The sequence below is a fragment of the Blautia sp. NSJ-175 genome, assembly GCF_022867815.1.
Taxonomy (GTDB): domain Bacteria; phylum Bacillota; class Clostridia; order Lachnospirales; family Lachnospiraceae; genus Blautia; species Blautia celeris.
Window position 1 is genome coordinate 174,585 of the sequence record NZ_JALIFQ010000001.1, and the last position, 17,723, is coordinate 192,307.

Below are 17,723 nucleotides of genomic sequence, written 5' to 3' on the forward strand. Positions count from 1 at the left end.
CTTGATTGATACAAAATATACCTATGCGGTTGCGCGAATCCGTGCGCTTGAGACGGCGTTATTCACTTCTGCCACTCTTGACCAGCTCATGGCCTGCCAGACAGAGGAGCAGTGCCTGCAGCTTATACAGGAAAAGGGTTGGGGCGGCGCGGATACGCCGGTGAATGCAGAGGCAATATTGACCAGGGAGCAGGAGAAAATCTGGGAGAATATCAGGGATCTGGGTGTTGATATGTCCGTCTTTGATGTACTTTCCTATCCCAATATGTTCCACAATCTGAAGGCAGCCATCAAGGATGTGTGCACGGAGGAGAACGGCAAGTCAATGAACATCTACTATGATGACACTGCCATCTCCCCGGATGAAATGCTGGAGATCGTGCGGAGCAAGGATTTTTCCAGACTTCCCAAATATATGGCTGGCGCTGCAAAAGAGGCTTATGAGACACTGCTTCACACAAGGGACGGACAGCTCTGCGACGTCATTGTGGACAAGGCAGCCCTTGAGGCGATCTATGCAGCAGGCAAGGAAGCAAAGGACAGCATTATCAAGGATTATGCGGAGTCTACCGTTGCCATAGCTGATATTAAAATCGCTGTGCGTTCACAGAAAACCGCAAAAAATCTGGATTTTATGAAGCGCGCGATGGCGGAATGTGAGTCACTTAGTGTGGCACAGCTTTCCAAGGCGGCAGTGAGCGGCATTGATGCCATTGTGGAGTATTTGTCGGGAACTGCTTATGCGGAGGGCGGTAAGGCCATTGCAGAGTCCATGTCCGCGTTTGAACGCTGGTGTGACAACCGCATGATGCAGACCATGCAGCCTCAGAAATATCAGTCATTTTCAGTGGGACCTCTGGTTGCCTATGTGCTTGCCAGGGAGAACGAGATCAAAACGGTACGAATCATTTTGTCCGGCAAACGCAGCGGGCTTTCGGATGATTCTATCCGGGAAAGGGTAAGGGAAATGTATGTATAAGATTGCAGTTGTGGGCGATTACGACAGTATTTACGGGTTTGCTACACTGGGTCTTGATATATTCCCGGTAACATCCCGAAAAGAAGCTGAAGAAAAACTGGAGCATCTGGCAGCCAGCAAATATGGGATCATCTATATCACAGAAGCGCTGGCAGCAGAGTGCAAAAAGACGATTGATAAATTTCAGGAACAACTGCTTCCCGCCATTATCCTGATCCCCGGTGTTTTCGGAAACACGGGTGAAGGTGTGCAGGGAGTGAAATTATCCGTGGAGAAGGCTGTTGGCTCGGATATTCTTTTCAGCAATAATTAAAAGGTCCGGTATGCGGCAGCACGCCGCAGCACCCGGAATTTGAGCGGTAAAATACCGCAGATACGAACTAATTTAGAAAGCAGGTGATTCGTTCCGATGAGCAAAGGTACGATTAAAAAAGTTGCAGGACCGCTGGTTATCGCGGAAGGCATGAGAGACTCGAATATGTTCGACGTTGTCCGTGTCAGTAACCAGCGTCTGATTGGTGAGATCATCGAGATGCACGGTGATGAAGCCAGTGTTCAGGTATACGAGGAGACATCAGGTCTTGGGCCGGGCGAGCCGGTTGAGTCCATGAATGCGCCTCTTTCCGTAGAACTTGGACCAGGTCTGATCACAAGTATTTACGATGGTATCCAGCGACCGCTGGATGAGATTATGAAGGTGTCCGGCACCAACTTAAAGCGTGGTGTTGAGGTTCCTTCTCTTAAGAGAGATAAGAAATGGAACTTTGTTCCTACTGTTAAAGTGGGGGACGAGGTACAAAACGGTGATATTATCGGTACGGTACAGGAGACCATCGTTGTTAATCACAAAATCATGGTTCCTTACGGGATAAACGGTAAAGTAAAAGAAATAAAAGCCGGTGAATTTACGGTGGAAGAGATCGTTGCTGTTATCGAGACCGCAGACGGTGACAAGGAAGTTGGTATGATGCAGACATGGCCGGTTCGTAAAGGCCGTCCGTATCTGAAAAAGCTGCCGCCGGAGATGCCTCTGGTAACAGGACAGCGAGTTGTTGATACTTTCTTCCCCATCGCCAAAGGCGGTGTTGCAGCCGTTCCGGGACCTTTCGGAAGCGGCAAGACAGTGATTCAGCATCAGCTTGCAAAATGGGCTGAGGCTGACATCGTGGTTTACATCGGATGCGGCGAGCGTGGAAATGAGATGACAGACGTTCTGAACGAGTTCCCGGAACTGAAGGACCCGAAGACAGGACAGTCTCTGATGGAACGTACCGTTCTGATCGCCAATACCTCCGATATGCCTGTTGCGGCACGTGAGGCTTCTATCTATACAGGTATCACCATCGCGGAATATTTCCGTGATATGGGTTACTCCGTAGCCCTGATGGCAGACTCCACATCACGCTGGGCCGAGGCTCTTCGTGAGATGTCAGGACGTCTGGAAGAGATGCCCGGTGAGGAGGGTTACCCTGCATACCTGGGTTCCCGTCTGGCACAGTTCTATGAGAGAGCCGGACACGTGGTTTCTCTGGGCAGTGACCACAGAGAAGGTGCGCTTTCCGTTATCGGTGCCGTATCTCCTCCGGGTGGTGATATTTCCGAGCCGGTATCCCAGGCAACCCTGCGTATCGTTAAGGTATTCTGGGGTCTGGATTCCGCACTTGCTTACAAGCGTCATTTCCCGGCGATCAACTGGCTGACCAGTTACTCTCTGTATCTGGACAATATGGCTGACTGGTTCAATGAGAAGGTTGCTCCTGACTGGATGGAAGACCGTCAGAAGATGATGAGCCTTCTGCAGGATGAGGCTGAACTGGAAGAAATCGTTAAGATGGTAGGTATGGATGCACTCTCCGCAGGCGACCGTCTGAAAATGGAGGCTGCACGCTCCATCCGTGAGGACTTCCTGCATCAGAACTCATTCCATGAAGTAGATACCTACAGTTCTCTGCAGAAACAGTATCTGCTGATGAAACTGGTTATCGCATTTTACGAGCAGTCCAAGGAAGCGCTTGACAAGGGTGCTAATATCCAGGGGCTGATCAAGATGGATGTCCGCGAAAAGATCGGACGTTTCAAATATGTGACAGAAGACAAACTGGACAAAGAATATAAGGCAACAATGGACGAACTTGCTGCTGATATTGCCAATGTATTTGGGAAGGAGGACTTCTAATGCCGAAAGAGTATAGAACCATACAGGAAGTTGCCGGCCCTCTGATGTTGGTGCGCGGTGTTGAAAATGTACATTTTGATGAATTAGGTGAGATTGAGCTGGCAAGCGGTGAGACACGCCGCTGCCGTGTACTTGAGATCAACGGAAGTGATGCCCTGGTACAGCTTTTTGAGAGCTCCACAGGTATCAACCTGTCAGACAGTAAGGTGCGTTTCCTGGGACGAAGCATGGAGCTGGGTGTGTCTGAGGACATGTTAGGCCGTGTATTCGACGGTATGGGACGCCCGATTGATGATGGTCCTGAAATCCTTCCGGATGAGAGACGTGATATCAACGGTCTGCCTATGAATCCGGCTGCCAGAATGTACCCGGAAGAGTTTATTCAGACAGGTGTATCCGCAATTGACGGTCTGAACACACTGGTACGTGGTCAGAAGCTGCCTATCTTCTCCGCATCAGGTCTTCCTCATGCGCAGCTGGCCGCTCAGATTGCAAGACAGGCTAAGGTTCGCGGTACCGGTGAGAACTTCGCCGTTGTATTTGCCGCTCTTGGTATTACCTTTGAGGAGTCCAACTTCTTTATTGAGAGTTTTAAGGAGACAGGTGCCATCGACAGAACCGTTCTGTTCATCAACCTGGCAAATGACCCGGCTGTAGAGCGTATCGCAACACCTAAGATGGCGCTTACCGCAGCAGAGTATCTTGCATTTGAAAAAGACATGCACGTACTGGTAATCCTGACAGATATCACAAACTACGCAGATGCCCTGCGTGAGGTTTCCGCAGCCCGTAAAGAGGTTCCCGGACGCCGTGGATATCCCGGTTACATGTACACAGACCTTGCAACCATGTATGAAAGAGCAGGACGTAAGAAAGGAAGTAATGGTTCCATTACCATGATTCCGATCCTTACCATGCCTGAGGATGATAAAACCCATCCGATCCCTGACCTTACCGGATATATCACAGAGGGTCAGATCATTCTGAGCCGTGAGCTTTACAGAAAAGGTGTAACACCGCCCATCGATGTTCTGCCGTCCCTGTCACGACTGAAAGATAAAGGTATCGGTGAAGGCAAGACACGTGCTGACCATGCGAACACCATGAACCAGCTTTTCGCCGCTTATGCCCGTGGTAAAGAGGCAAAAGAGCTGATGACCATCCTTGGTGAGGCAGCACTTTCTGATATTGACCTTATCTATGCAAAATTCGCGGATGCTTTTGAGGCGGAATACGTTTCACAGGGTTATACCAGCAACCGTGATATTGAGGAGACACTGCGCATCGGCTGGAAGCTGCTCTCTATTTTACCGAGGAGTGAGCTGAAACGTATTGATGATAAGTTCCTTGATGAATATTACGGTAAACAATAATGCCGGCCGGCAGCAGGCTTAAGATGCCTGCTGTCCCTTTAGAAAATGCATAGAAAGAGGTGATTGTCTTGGCATCTACCCAGGTAAATCCTACCAGAATGGAACTTACCAAGCAGAAGAAAAAGCTGGTCACAGCCATCAAAGGCCACAAGCTTTTGAAGGACAAACGTGATGAGCTTATGCGTCAGTTCCTGGATCTGGCAAGAGAAAATATGGCTCTGCGCCTGAAAGTGGAAGAGGGTATTAAAGAGGCTAACAAGAACTTCGTGATCGCAAAAGCCGGCATGTCCGAACAGACACTGAACACAGCGCTGATGGCACCGAAACAGGAAGTATATCTGGATGCCGGCAAGAAGAATGTCATGAGTGTTGACATTCCTGTCTTCCAGTCCCAGACCAGAACCGCAGATGCAAATGACATCTATTCCTACGGTTTTGCCTTTACTTCCGGTGACCTGGACGGCGCGGTGAAATCTCTGGCAGACATCCTGCCGGATATGCTGAAGCTTGCGGAGATTGAGAAGTCCTGCCAGCTTATGGCTTCCGAGATTGAGAAGACCCGACGCAGAGTAAATGCTCTGGAACACGTTATTATTCCGGAGACACAGCAGAATATTAAATATATTACCATGAAGCTGGACGAGAGCGAGAGAAGTACGCAAATCCGTCTGATGAAGGTAAAGGATATGATGCTTGAAGAAGCACATCATTATAAGGAAAAGGACAGAGAACGCGCATACGGCGCGGGCTGATATGTCTGATGGAAGAATCCTGTTTCCCGGGAGAACTGACACATGGTCAGTCCGCTGGGAGACAGGATTTTTTTAATTTACTGGAAAAATTTTACATTACTTGAAAGAAGGAATTAATTTGGAGAAGAGATATTCGATAGGGGAAATAAGTCACATAACAGGTGTTTCCAAAGATACGCTGCGCTATTACGACAGAATTGGTGTCTTTAAGCCGGAATATGTAGATCCTGATAATCAGTACCGATATTATACATACAGCCAATTTTGGTATCTGGACATTATCACATGCTGCCGAAGGCTGCAGATACCGTTGGAACGCGTGAAGTCAGTTTTGGATCTGCATGATAACGAAAAGATTGTGGAGATGCTCAAGGAACAGAGGCAGGAGGCACAGAGGCAGAGTGAGTATTACGCCAGAGTGGTGGATGATATAGACTGGTACACAGAACAGAATAAACGGCTTAGAGAGATGGGGAAGGATAAGGAAATCAGAGTAAAGCATCTGCAGCAGAGACGTGTTATTTATGGGAGAAATAAGGAAGATGAAGCAGCTTATCATATTAAATTACAGGAGGCGTGCAGAGACGAGATTTCGCATATGGAATCAATTAAAAGAAACTACGGATATGTGTTGAATGGCAGTAAAATTCGTGAAAATGTGTTTCATCAAATGGGAGAATATATTGATATCCGTGTGGATGAATACCGTTTTGCGTCCAAAGAAAATATCCTTACAATTCCGGAAGGGGAGTATGCTTGCTTTACTACAGAAGTCAGAGGGAATTTTGCGGATTTCGAAATACTTGTAAACTGGCTTGACAAGAATGGGTATTCCCCTGATTTTGTCATAGCCGACGAGGCAGGGCTCCAGCTTTTTGCGTATAATCAATATTTTTACCCGTGTGAGATAAAGGTTTTACTTTCCTCTTGACCTTGGAGCGGCTCAAAGGTTTATGCTGAGTATAACAAAAAGGATATATAGTGCCGGCTGAAAAAAAGCTATAGTATCCGGTTAAATGAAGAAAAGAAGTTTTGATATAGGTATGGGTTCTTTATGAACCGGTGAAAGGGGGACTTTTTTATGGATGTAGCCAATCTCACACCAAAACAAAGACGGGTGAAACAAATATGGGGAATGCTGGCGCTGTGTATCTGCGGTGCAGCAGTTTATGAACTGCCATATCTGAGTTGGTCTTATTATGATGCAGCAGTAGAATTTTATAGGGTTAGTAATGCACAGATGGGGTACTTAATGACGATGTACGGTTTGGCATGCGTTATTTCTTATCTGCCTGCAGGATGGGTTGCAGATAAATTCCAGGCACGGCATTTGATCGCAACAGCGCTGGTATCAACAGGTATTTTTGGCTTGATTCTTACATTCAGGCCGCCATATGTTGTGTTGATGATCTGTTATGTCTGTTATGGATTTACCACAACTATTCCGCTATGGAGTGCTATGATGAAGGCCACTAGAGAGCTGGGGGATAGTTCCGAGATGGGGCGCCTTTATGGATTTCTGGAAGGGGGAAGAGGTTTTGTACCCGTTTTGTATGGTGCTGTCATCATTCCCATTTTCTCCTATCTGGGAGAGGGGGCAGGAGGATTCAGGGCGATATTGATATATTTTGTTATTCTGGATTTTGTCTGTGCTTTCTTCGCGCTTGGGGCGATCCGTAAACTGCGTCCGGATGAAGAAGAAACACAGGAGACCGGGACAAAGCATAAGCATTCTTTTGCCGAGTATCTGGATATGATGAAAAATAAAAATCTATGGCTGCTTACACTCTTGATGTTCTGTTGTTTTATGATATATGAGAGCTACAGTTATATTACTCCATATCTTACTAACTTTTTTGGTGTGAGTGAATCCCTTGGGGCAATGATAAGTCTGATCAAATCCTACGGACTGGCCGTTTTTGGGGGAATTGCGGCCGGATTTGTGGCAGATAAGATTCATTCCAATCCAAAGGTGATCGGAATCGGATTTTCACTTATGGTGATCGGAATCGCTACTTTCTTTGTAGTACCGGCAGAGCCGAAGCTGCTTGGAATTGCAGCGGTCACAATTCTCGTTATCAGTCTGGGTTTGTTTATGGTCAGGGCATTGTATTTTGCTGTTATTGATGAGATAAAGATTCCGCTGAAATATACGGGTATGGCGGTAGGATTTGCCTCTGTAATAGGTTGTCTTCCTCAGATATTTATATACTCTATCACAGGAAACCTTTTGGACGCATTTCCGGGGATTCGGGGATACAGATATATGTTTGCATATGAATTTGCAGCTGCGCTGATAGGGGCAGTACTGGCATTTACTCTATATAGAAATATAAAAAAAGAAAACAGCAAAAACGCCTGAGAGCGCTGTATGCAGCAGAAAGGAGTATGGGTATGGATAACCATATAATGACAGAGTTAATAATTAACAAGGCGATTGCATTTGGAGCAGCAGCAGCAGGTATTGCTAATATTCGGGATTTAAAAACAGCGCCTGCATTTTTAATGATGCCGCAGAGACCTCATATTGACCGGGTGGGGGCAGTAGAGAATACAACGGGCCTTCCGGAAGGGGTTGTGGACTGGAAAGATGAAATGCATTCTGTTTTAGTGATCGCCTATGAACACCCGGAGGAGAAACCGTATCTGGACTGTTGGCTGGATGGCAAAAATCCGCCTGGAAATCTGGAACTTATCAAAATTAATAAAAAGTTAAAGGAATACATAGAGTGTGAAATGCCGGAAGTCACAGCGAGACCTCTGAACTATTATGTGGAAAAGGGCGGTGTCTGGCTTAAAGACTCCGCAGTTGTGGCAGGACTGGGCGTAGTAGGAAAAAATAATCTGCTTATTACAAAAGAGTATGGGCCGAGAGTACGGCTTAGAGCTATGTTTTTGAGCGCTGACCTGCCATCTACCGGTCCTATTGACTGGGACCCATGTGACGGATGTGATATGCCGTGCAGAAAAAGCTGCCCCCAGAATGCTTTTGGTTCTGTTATTTATAAGGCCGGTGAATACGGTGGGCTGACAAAACTGCCGGGGCGGGATGGCAGTTACAGTTTGCTTACTTGCGACAGGCAGATGGCAGAGGATGAAGATAATGAGATAAAGACACCTACAGAGGTGCCGGATTACGGAACAGCAGATTCCATAATTAAATATTGCAGAGAATGTGAGCTGAACTGCCGGATTAAATAATGTTAAAAGGCGTCCCTGTACTGTCTGGGCGTCATGCCCGTATATTTTTTAAAGACAGAAATATAATGGCTCTGGCTGGAAAAAGACAGTATCATGCTGATCTCTGAAATAGAATACTGAAACACAGTCAGCAGGGACTTTGAGGTCTCCACCCGTTTCCGGTTCAGGTATTCCATAGGGCTCATGCCCATTTCCTCCCGAAAGAGGTGGGAGAAGCGGTCCCTGCTCAGACCGGCGGCACAGGCAATGTCAGAGAGGTATACTTTTTCCTGCTGATGGTCATTCATGTAATTGATGGCTCTGCGGATGGCAGGGGAATGACTGGTCAGGCCTCTGGCCTTTGCCGCGGCAGCCGTAAATTCTCCGGTGGCCTGGTCCCGCAGGGAGAGAAGGCGTGTGACAGAGGTGCATTTTTCAGATGCCTGGATATAACTGTCACTCATAGCATAAGCCATATCTTCCTCCACTCCTGCCTCCATTGCGGCTCTGGTGATCTGAGTAATGTGAGCGATGAAAAGATTCTGGGCATGGCGCAGCGGGTTGAGGGAAAGGATTCCCGGTTTTCCTGTGAGGCTTAACTCGTTCATACATTCTTTTGCACGTACAACATCTCCTGAGCGCACCGCGTCCAGGAGATTTTTTTCGTATGAATAGGGTGTATGAAATGCGGCGGATTCTCTTCTGTGAAACAGGGTCTTCTGAACCGCTGCGGGAATAGGGGCAGACATTTTCAGATGATTTGCCTCCAGAATCTCTTCGGTATGAACTTTTTCCCGGAAGAACAGGCTGCAGGCCAGGGAAAGGAAATTGTAAAAGTATTCCTGTTCCATGACAGGCAGCGCTGACATGAGAGGAAAACGCATGTCAGGAGGCAGCGCGGAGAAATCCGGAAAGCTCTGTTTAAACTCCCTGTCGGAGAGCCGGGAAAAGAGGCAGGGGCCGAAATAAAGGGTAAAATTTGTGTCGGTCAATGCAAGGGGAAGAGCTGCACTGTAATATGCGTTGTTTTCCATGAAGAGAACAGGCAGGGGTACTGTATTTTTATGGGGCAGACTTTCCGGCAGCAGGGGGAAAGGGAAACGCTCCATGCCCTCCAGGTGCGGGAAGGTAAAACATATGCTGCTGTCAGGTGACAGGCAGCGTATGGGAATCTGTGTTAAATGATAAAGCAGACGGCAGTTATGGCGGATGCTCCGGATGTCCATTTTAAGTTCTCCTTCCATGGCAGCAGACAGTTTTTTTCAGTATACCAGAAAAAGAAAGTAGTGACAAGAAATTGATATAAACAGCATGATTTTGATATTCTCCGGAGCATATACGTGGTATTTTAAGGGTATAGCTCATCATGCGGCACAGCCGTTGGAGAGCATGATGAATTTATGCAAAGGAGCGAATAAGCATGAAACGTGATGTGAAAGCAATTGTAAAACAGATGACACTGGAAGAGAAGGCGGGGATGTGTTCCGGTAAGGATTTCTGGCATTTGAAAAGTGTGGAAAGGCTGGGGATTCCTGAGGTGATGGTCAGCGACGGACCTCACGGACTCAGAAAGCAGGATAAGGAGGCAGACCATCTCGGAGCAAATGAGAGTATCAAAGCCGTGTGTTTTCCTACTGCCTGTGCGACTGCCTGTTCATTTGACCGGGAGCTTTTAGAGACTTTAGGTGAGACACTGGGAGACGAATGTCAGGCGGAGAATCTGTCTGTCATTTTAGGCCCGGCAGTAAATATTAAGAGGTCACCGCTGTGCGGAAGGAACTTTGAATACTTTTCAGAAGACCCGTATCTGGCTTCACAGATGGCTGCAGCGCATATAAAGGGTGTGCAGTCGAAAAATGTGGGAACATCCATCAAACATTTTGCGGCAAATAATCAGGAGCACAGAAGAATGTCATGTTCCTCTGAAATAGATGAGAGAACTTTCCGGGAGATTTATCTGGCAGCTTTTGAGGCCGCAGTGAAGGAGAGCAGACCCGATACCGTGATGTGCTCTTATAATAAGATCAACGGAACATTTGCGTCTGAGAACCACAGACTGCTCACGGAAATTCTGAGAGATGAGTGGGGATTTGAAGGATACGTTATGTCTGACTGGGGTGCAGTGAACGACAGGGTAAAAGGACTGGAAGCAGGTCTTGACCTGGAAATGCCGGCAAGCGGCGGACATACGGATGCGGAGATTGTGGAAGCTGTGAAAACAGGTGTGCTTGATGAAGCGGTTCTGGATACAGCGGTTGAGAGAATCCTAAATATTATCTTCAAATTCTCAGATAACCGTCAGCCCGGCAAATTTGATAAGGAAGCAGATCACAATCTGGCAGCCAGAATCGCGAGAGAGTCCATGGTGCTTTTGAAAAATGATGGAATCCTGCCTCTGAAGGGAGAAGGACAGAAGATTGCGTTTATCGGAAAATTTGCAGAGAAGCCCCGGTTCCAGGGAGGCGGAAGTTCTCATATCAACTCCTTTAAGGTGACAAGCGCGCTGGATGCAGTCAAGAAATACGCGGATGTGTCTTATGCACAGGGATATGACGTGAAAGAGGACAAAGTGGATGAAGCCATGTTTGCTGAGGCAGTGGAGACGGCTGAACATGCGGATATCGCTGTGGTATTTGCAGGTCTTCCGGATGCGTTTGAGTCTGAGGGGTATGACAGGGAGCATATGAGAATGCCGGAGTGCCAGAACAGGCTAATCGCGGAAATCGTAAAAGTACAGCCGAATACAGTGGTGGTTCTTCACAATGGTTCCCCTGTGGAAATGCCGTGGGCAGATGATGTGAGAGGAATCCTGGAGTCTTATCTCTGTGGACAGGCGGTGGGAGAGGCCCAGGCGGATATTCTCTTCGGCAGAGCCAATCCATGCGGTAAGCTGGCAGAGACCGTTCCCTATAAATTATCCGACAACCCGTCTTATCTGAACTTCCCGGGTGATGGGAAGACCGTGGAGTACAGAGAAGGAGTATTTGTGGGATACCGCTATTATGATACCAAGGAAATGGCAGTGCGTTATCCTTTTGGCTATGGACTTAGCTATACTACATTTGAGTACAGCGATCTGAAGCTGTCAGCAAAGGAGATAAAGGATACGGACACTCTGACGGTTTCACTTAAGGTTAAGAATACCGGAAGTATGGCCGGCAAGGAGATTGTACAGCTTTATGTGACAGATAAGACCAACGCTGCCAGCAGACCGGTTAAGGAATTGAAGAATTTTGCCAAGGTAGAGCTGGCGCCCGGCGAGGAAAAGGTTGTTGCTATGGAGCTGGATAAGAGAAGCTTTGCATGGTACAATACGGAAATTTCTGACTGGTATGCAGCCACCGGCACATATGAGATTCTTGTGGGAAGTTCCTCCAGGGATATTCTTTTAAAAGATGCGGTGCAGCTTACTTCTACAACGAAGATTCCTGTGAAAATCCACATGAACACCACCGTTGCGGAATTGCTCGCAGAGCCGAAGGCAAAAGAGATCATGAGCGGCCTGCTGAAAACCATGATGGCAAATATAGGTGCCGGTGATGAGGAAGGCAGTGCGGCAAGTGAAGCTATCTCACCTGAAATGTCTTTGAAAATGATGGAGAATTCACCACTCAGGACATTCAGAAGCTTTGCGGGAGTGAGCACACAGGAAGTGCAGGCACTGATTGAGAAGCTCCAGGCAGCCGTGGATCAGTGATGTGAGAACAGCAGCAAATATGAATTATAATTTTAACGGACAGGCGGGAAAGTATATTCCCGGCTGTCCGTTTGTGGTATACTGTATGTGGCATAATTATTGAGAAAAATAGCGGCAGTTAAACGGATGAGGAGGAATCAATATGTTTCGATGGGGAATTATGGGCGGCGGTTTTATATCATCCCAGTTCGCAAAAGGGCTGGAAGAAGTAGCGGATATGCAGGTGGAGGTACTGGCCTCCCGGTCCGGAAGGAATGATTACGGGATACAGGCAAAGAAATACTGCTGTTCCTATGAAGAACTGGTAAATGACAAAGATGTGGATGCTGTTTATGTGGGGACCATTCATCCTCAGCATCTGGCGTGCGTCAAAGCCTGCTTAAAAGCAAAGAAACCCGTGTTGTGTGAAAAACCGGTGACAATGAATGCCCGGGAACTGGAAGAGATCCTTGAGCTGGCAAAAGAGAATCATACCTTTTTTATGGAAGCTATGTGGACAAGATTTATCCCTGCAATGAGAGAGCTGAAAAAGGAAATACAGGCAGGTGTGTACGGAAAAGTGCATAATATGCATTTTACATTTGGCGGGCCGGCTAAGCCGGAGACAAGGCGTCTGTTTGAAGCTGAACTGGGAGGCGGTGCTCTTCTCGATGTGGGTGTTTATGGTGTAAGCATTGCACAGTATCTTCTGGGAGAAACACCCGATGTGATACACGCATGGTCTGAAAAGAATGCGGAGACAGTGGATTTGAATACCTGTATCCAGATGACTTATCCCTGCGGATGTCTGGCGGATATGGTATTTTCCATCAATAGAAAAGTGGACAACCGGGCAGTGATCATCACGGATAAGGCTGAACTGGAAATTCCGTATTTCTGGCGTCCCAATACGGTCTATCTGTTTGAACCAAATGAGGATTTCCGCACGGATACGCTGAAAGAAAAAAGAGTCGTCGAAGTGGCCGGAAACGGATACCATTACGAGGCACTGGAGGTAGAAAAAATGTTGAAAGAGGGCAGGACAGAGAGTCCGGTTATGCCCTGGGCGGAAAGCCTCCGGATCATGAGGGAACTGGATGAGATCAGAAGGATCTGCGGGATCTGCTATCCTCAGGATGCCAAGTAAAGTAAGAAAAAAGGAGATGAGACCGGATGTCAGAAGGGAAACAGAAGTTTTTGATTGGTACATATACGGAAACCGTTATATTCGGTGACGGAAGCCGTTTTAACGGCAACGGACAGGGGATATATCTGGCTGAAATAGATATGGCAGCAGGAAAAATGAAACAGGATCAGCTGATAGAAGGGATAAAGAATCCCTCCTATGTCTGTGCAGATAAAGCAGGAAAAAGGATTTACGCGGTGAGTGAGCTGGAAGAGTATGAAGGACTTGAAAGCGGAGCTGTCAGTGTTTATGAAACCGGGAAGGACGGCATGATGAGGCTGGTGGACAGAAAACCTTCCATGGGAACCAATCCCTGTCATCTTTATCTGGATGAGGAGGAGAGGATATTATATATCAGTAATTATGGCAGCGGTTCTGCCTGCGCATACAGGATAGGGGAAGACGGGCATTTCCGGGAACCGGCAATGGTGATACAGCATCAGGGACATTCCGTTGATGAGGAGCGGCAGGAGGGACCTCACGTACATTCTATCCATCCATGCCGTTTTGCGGAAGGTGTGCTTGTGTGTGATTTGGGGCTGGACAAAATAAGCCGTTGTGTGGTGCGGGAACAGAAGGGTGAATGGACTTTTACAGAGGTGGAGAGCTGGATGACAAAGCCCGGATATGGTCCGAGAATGCTGGTATACCATCCGTTTCTTCCCATGTTTTATGTAGTGCAGGAGATGGGAAACAGGGTTCTTGTATATGACTATGGAAGCGGCACACTTCAAGAAGTACAGGATGTTTCCAGCCTCATGGAGAAGGACAGAAAAATACCGAATACAGCGGCGGAAATCCGCATTAATTCTGCCGGGACAAAGTTATATGTTTCCAACAGGGGAGCTGACAATATCAGTGTATATGATGTGGACCGTGAGGGAAGGCTTGCGCTCACAGGCAGTATCTCCTCCGGAGGAAAGACACCGCGCTGCTTTGCAGCGGCAGAGGACAGAGATTCGGGGATTACATATCTGGTCATTGCAAACCAGGATTCCAATGAGATCATTTCGGTGAAGCATATGGATTTCAAAGAGGCGGCAGCAGAAGACAGTATGCAGGTGGGTAGTCCTGTTTGTATCTGGCTTCTGTAAGAAATGATGTCTGACGCAGTACGGCAGATTTAAAATTGTTTTGGTTTAAAACAGAGAGTAAGGCGGCAGAATTCCGCCTTAGAAGGAAGAGGAAAATGAAGAAGTCATACGAAATAGATATGTGCAACGGGCCGCTTTGGGGAAAACTGCTGCTGTTTTCTGTGCCGCTTATTTTATCCGGTATTCTGCAGCTTTTGTTTAATGCGGCAGATATTGTGGTTGTGGGAAGGTTTTCTGGAAATCATGCTCTGGCAGCCGTGGGGTCTACCAGTTCTCTGATACAGCTTTTTGTCAATGTATTTATTGGGTGTTCCATTGGGACAAATGTTTTGGTCGGAAGGTTCTGCGGGGCGAAGGATTCTAAAAATGTAAGCGAGACAGTACATACATCTATTTTGTTCAGTATTGTCTGTGGCTGTATTCTTATATTTCTGGGTGTGGCGTTTGCCAGGCCAATGCTGGAGTGGATGGCAACACCTCCGGAGGTTCTGGGGCAGGCAGTGCTCTATATGAGGATTTTCTTTGTAGGGATGCCGGCTATGATGCTCTATAATTTCGGTGCAGCGGTGCTGAGAGCTACAGGAGATACCCAGAGGCCTCTTTATTATCTGCTTCTGGCCGGAGTCATCAATGTGGTGCTGAATCTGTTCTTTGTTATTGTCTGCGGTCTTGGCGTGGCGGGTGTGGCGCTTGCCACGATCATTTCTCAGGCAGTGTCAGCACTTTTGATTCTGCGCTGCCTTATGCATACAGAGGGAATGTGCAGGCTGGAACTTAGAAAGCTGAAAATACATAAAGACAAGTTAAAACACATTGTCCGCATTGGTCTTCCGGCAGGGATGCAGAGTGCCATTTTTTCCATATCCAATGTATTGATCCAGTCCTCTGTAAACTCTTTCGGAGCCATTGCCATGGCAGGAAATACAGCAGCATCCAATCTGGAGGGGTTTGTATATACCTCCATGAACTCTATTTATCAGGCTGCATTGAGTTTCACCAGCCAGAATATGGGGGCCGGCAATCAGAAACGAATCAGTCAGATTTTATGGAGGTGTCTGGTGCTTGTGACGGTCATCGGAGGAATCTTCGGATGTCTGATGGTATTATTTTCACCGCATCTTCTTGGAATCTACTCCTCGGATGCAGAGGTGATCGCTTACGGAATACAGAGGCTTAAAATCATATGTCTTCCCTATTTTCTCTGTGGTATCATGGAGGTGCTGGTGGGAAGTCTGCGCGGTATGGGATATTCGGTTCTGCCTATGCTGGTGTCCCTGACAGGGGCCTGCGGGCTTAGGATTGTCTGGATATTTACCATATTTGTATGGCAGCACAGTCTGTTTGTCTTATATCTGTCGTACCCTATAACCTGGGTGATCACTGCAGCGGCACACATGGTCTGCTGGTGCAAACTGCGGCAGATGATGAAAAAACGGCAGATGGCAGGATAGGAAAGGAGAGGTCAGTATGGGGATTTTTAAAATTGAAACAGGCGATATTACAACGTATCATGTGGATGCCATTGCAAACGCTGCAAATTGTTCTCTTCTGGGCGGTGGTGGTGTTGACGGGGCCATCCACAGAGCGGCGGGACCGGGGCTTTTGAATGAATGCAGAGCACTTGGCGGATGTGAGACCGGACAGGCAAAGATAACAAAAGGGTATCAGCTTCCTGCAAAATATGTGCTTCATACTCCGGGGCCTGTCTGGAACGGCGGCGCTTTCGGAGAGGCGGAACTGTTGAAAAGCTGTTATGAAAACTGTATCCGGTTAGCTCATGAAAATGGCTGCAGGACTGTGGCATTTCCATCAATCAGCACAGGGATTTACGGATATCCTCTGGAGCAGGCGGCTGAGATCGCAGTGAAGACGATTTACGAGGGACTGGAAAAGTATCCTGATATAGAAGAGATTATTATGGTATGTTTTAGTGAGAGGGTGGAGAAGGCTTATAAAAAAGCGTGTTATGATTTAGCCGGTTGAATTGTTATGTGGATCAGCCCATTAAAATTGTTGTTTGATGGGGGATGTCCTGTTGCTGCTTTTACGCACAGCCTGTGCAGGAAATGCGCAGAACTGATTGGATAGTTGCAAAAAACGTATGTATTGTGGAGAAAACAGACAGGTGAACAGGCACCAGGGATAAGACGGGAAAGGAATTAAGGGAAATGAAGAAATGGAAAAATTTATTAGCCGGGCTGGTGGTTCTGGCATTACTTTTGGTAGGATGCAGCTCCGTGGGGCAGACGGCGGATGGGAGCCAGCCGGAGGTCGGTGGTCAGCCTATAGGCGAAGCAGAAGGCAGCGGCCGGCTGAACGTACATTATCTGGATGTTGGGCAGGGAAATGCAGCGCTTCTGGAATCTGAAGGGCACTATATGCTCATAGACGGAGGAAACAGGAAAGCATCCTCCTTTGTGGTAAGCTATCTGAAGCGTCAGAATGTGGAGTCTTTGGATTACATATTGATATCCCACTTTGATGAGGACCACCTGGCGGGAGCTATTGGTGCGCTCTACCAGTTTCCGGCAGGAAAAGTCATCACGGCTGATTATGAGACAGATTCTTCCATTTATAAGTCCTATCAGGATGCCATGGAGAAACAGGGGTACGAGGAGACGCATCCGTCCCAGGGCGATGTCTTTTCCCTTGGAAGTGCTTCCGTGAGGGTCATTTCTCCGATTTCTTATGGCCACGAGGACGAGAATGAGGATTCAGTGGGAGTGATTGTGGAAAATGGGGATAATCGTTTCTTTTTTGGCGGTGATATGGGGAAAACCGGTGAGAAACAGGTAATGGAATCCGGTGCAGATATTGCGGCAGATGTATTTCTTTTAAACCACCACGGTTCCTACCTGAGCAGCAGATTTCTGGAACAGATTTCCCCTTCCTATGCAGTGATAAGCTGCGGAGACGGCAACAGCTACGGACATCCCAGACAGGATACCATAAAGCTGTTGGAGGATGACGGGATTCCCGTATTCCGTACGGACAAACAGGGAACGATCATTCTCCACAGTGATGGAAAAACAATATCCTGGGAACAGGAACCCTGCAACGATTATACACCCGGTACCAGGACTGCGAGCGGCGATAAAGAAGAGCCGTATGTGGAGGAAAATAACAGTGACGCAGAGCACTGCGACTATGTTTTGAACACACATACAAAGAAGATTCACCTGCCTTCCTGCTCGTCGCTGAAAGGAATGAAGGAAGACAATAAAGCTTATTATAAAGGCAGCAAAGACGAGCTGATAGATAACGGATATGAGGCATGCGGGAATTGTAAGCCATGAGGCTGATTAAA

General features: G+C 47.4%; 15 protein-coding genes. 14 read left to right on the forward strand and 1 reads right to left on the reverse strand.

Annotated features, from left to right (window positions below; all coding sequences use genetic code 11):
* The first annotated feature begins 1 nt into the window (after position 1).
* The 8 genes from MUB35_RS00860 to MUB35_RS00895 all read left to right on the forward strand — a co-directional run bounded on the left by MUB35_RS00860 (position 2) and on the right by MUB35_RS00895 (position 8,481).
* Complete coding sequence (locus MUB35_RS00860; RefSeq protein ID WP_103731860.1) at positions 2–979, forward strand: V0D/AC39 family V-type ATPase subunit; 978 nt, start codon at positions 2–4, stop codon at positions 977–979.
* Positions 972–1,292, forward strand: a complete 321-nt coding sequence (locus MUB35_RS00865; protein ID WP_033139164.1) for a V-type ATP synthase subunit F — start codon at positions 972–974, stop codon at positions 1,290–1,292. The genes MUB35_RS00860 and MUB35_RS00865 overlap by 8 nt, the downstream gene beginning before the upstream one ends.
* A 96-nt stretch (positions 1,293–1,388) precedes the next feature.
* Positions 1,389–3,155, forward strand: coding sequence for a V-type ATP synthase subunit A (locus tag MUB35_RS00870; protein WP_033139163.1), 1,767 nt, complete (start codon positions 1,389–1,391; stop codon positions 3,153–3,155).
* Complete coding sequence (locus tag MUB35_RS00875) at positions 3,155–4,528, forward strand: V-type ATP synthase subunit B (protein WP_033139162.1); 1,374 nt, start codon at positions 3,155–3,157, stop codon at positions 4,526–4,528. The genes MUB35_RS00870 and MUB35_RS00875 overlap by 1 nt, the downstream gene beginning before the upstream one ends.
* Positions 4,529–4,596: 68 nt before the next feature.
* Positions 4,597–5,280, forward strand: coding sequence for a V-type ATP synthase subunit D (locus tag MUB35_RS00880; protein WP_033139161.1), 684 nt, complete (start codon positions 4,597–4,599; stop codon positions 5,278–5,280).
* Positions 5,281–5,398: 118 nt separating this feature from the next.
* On the forward strand, positions 5,399–6,211 hold the full coding sequence (locus MUB35_RS00885; protein WP_199688331.1) for a MerR family DNA-binding transcriptional regulator: 813 nt from the start codon (positions 5,399–5,401) through the stop codon (positions 6,209–6,211).
* A 150-nt stretch (positions 6,212–6,361) separates the two neighbouring features.
* On the forward strand, positions 6,362–7,642 hold the full coding sequence (locus MUB35_RS00890) for an MFS transporter (RefSeq protein ID WP_054350510.1): 1,281 nt from the start codon (positions 6,362–6,364) through the stop codon (positions 7,640–7,642).
* A gap of 32 nt (positions 7,643–7,674) precedes the next feature.
* Entirely contained in the window at positions 7,675–8,481 is an 807-nt protein-coding gene (locus tag MUB35_RS00895) for an epoxyqueuosine reductase (protein ID WP_118593881.1), read from the forward strand.
* 2 nt (positions 8,482–8,483) lie between these two features.
* Here the strand turns inward: MUB35_RS00895 and MUB35_RS00900 are convergent, their stop codons facing one another.
* On the reverse strand, positions 8,484–9,686 hold the full coding sequence (locus MUB35_RS00900; RefSeq protein WP_244805682.1) for a helix-turn-helix domain-containing protein: 1,203 nt from the start codon (positions 9,684–9,686) through the stop codon (positions 8,484–8,486).
* A 194-nt stretch (positions 9,687–9,880) separates the two neighbouring features.
* Here MUB35_RS00900 and MUB35_RS00905 point away from each other — a divergent pair, with 194 nt between their 5' ends.
* The 6 genes from MUB35_RS00905 (at position 9,881) to MUB35_RS00930 (ending at position 17,712) form a co-directional block, all read left to right on the forward strand.
* Positions 9,881–12,157 (forward strand): glycoside hydrolase family 3 C-terminal domain-containing protein, encoded by a 2,277-nt coding sequence (locus MUB35_RS00905; protein ID WP_244805683.1) that lies wholly within the window; start codon positions 9,881–9,883, stop codon positions 12,155–12,157.
* Between the two features lie 142 nt (positions 12,158–12,299).
* On the forward strand, positions 12,300–13,283 hold the full coding sequence (locus MUB35_RS00910) for a Gfo/Idh/MocA family protein (RefSeq protein WP_227209904.1): 984 nt from the start codon (positions 12,300–12,302) through the stop codon (positions 13,281–13,283).
* Between the two features lie 26 nt (positions 13,284–13,309).
* On the forward strand, positions 13,310–14,416 hold the full coding sequence (locus tag MUB35_RS00915; protein WP_244805684.1) for a lactonase family protein: 1,107 nt from the start codon (positions 13,310–13,312) through the stop codon (positions 14,414–14,416).
* Positions 14,417–14,511: 95 nt separating this feature from the next.
* Positions 14,512–15,867: an MATE family efflux transporter gene (locus MUB35_RS00920; protein WP_033139186.1), complete on the forward strand. Its 1,356-nt coding sequence runs from the start codon at positions 14,512–14,514 to the stop codon at positions 15,865–15,867.
* 16 nt (positions 15,868–15,883) lie between these two features.
* Positions 15,884–16,399 (forward strand): O-acetyl-ADP-ribose deacetylase, encoded by a 516-nt coding sequence (locus MUB35_RS00925; RefSeq protein WP_244805685.1) that lies wholly within the window; start codon positions 15,884–15,886, stop codon positions 16,397–16,399.
* A 185-nt stretch (positions 16,400–16,584) separates the two neighbouring features.
* Positions 16,585–17,712 (forward strand): ComEC/Rec2 family competence protein, encoded by a 1,128-nt coding sequence (locus MUB35_RS00930; protein ID WP_103731448.1) that lies wholly within the window; start codon positions 16,585–16,587, stop codon positions 17,710–17,712.
* Positions 17,713–17,723 lie beyond the last annotated feature (11 nt).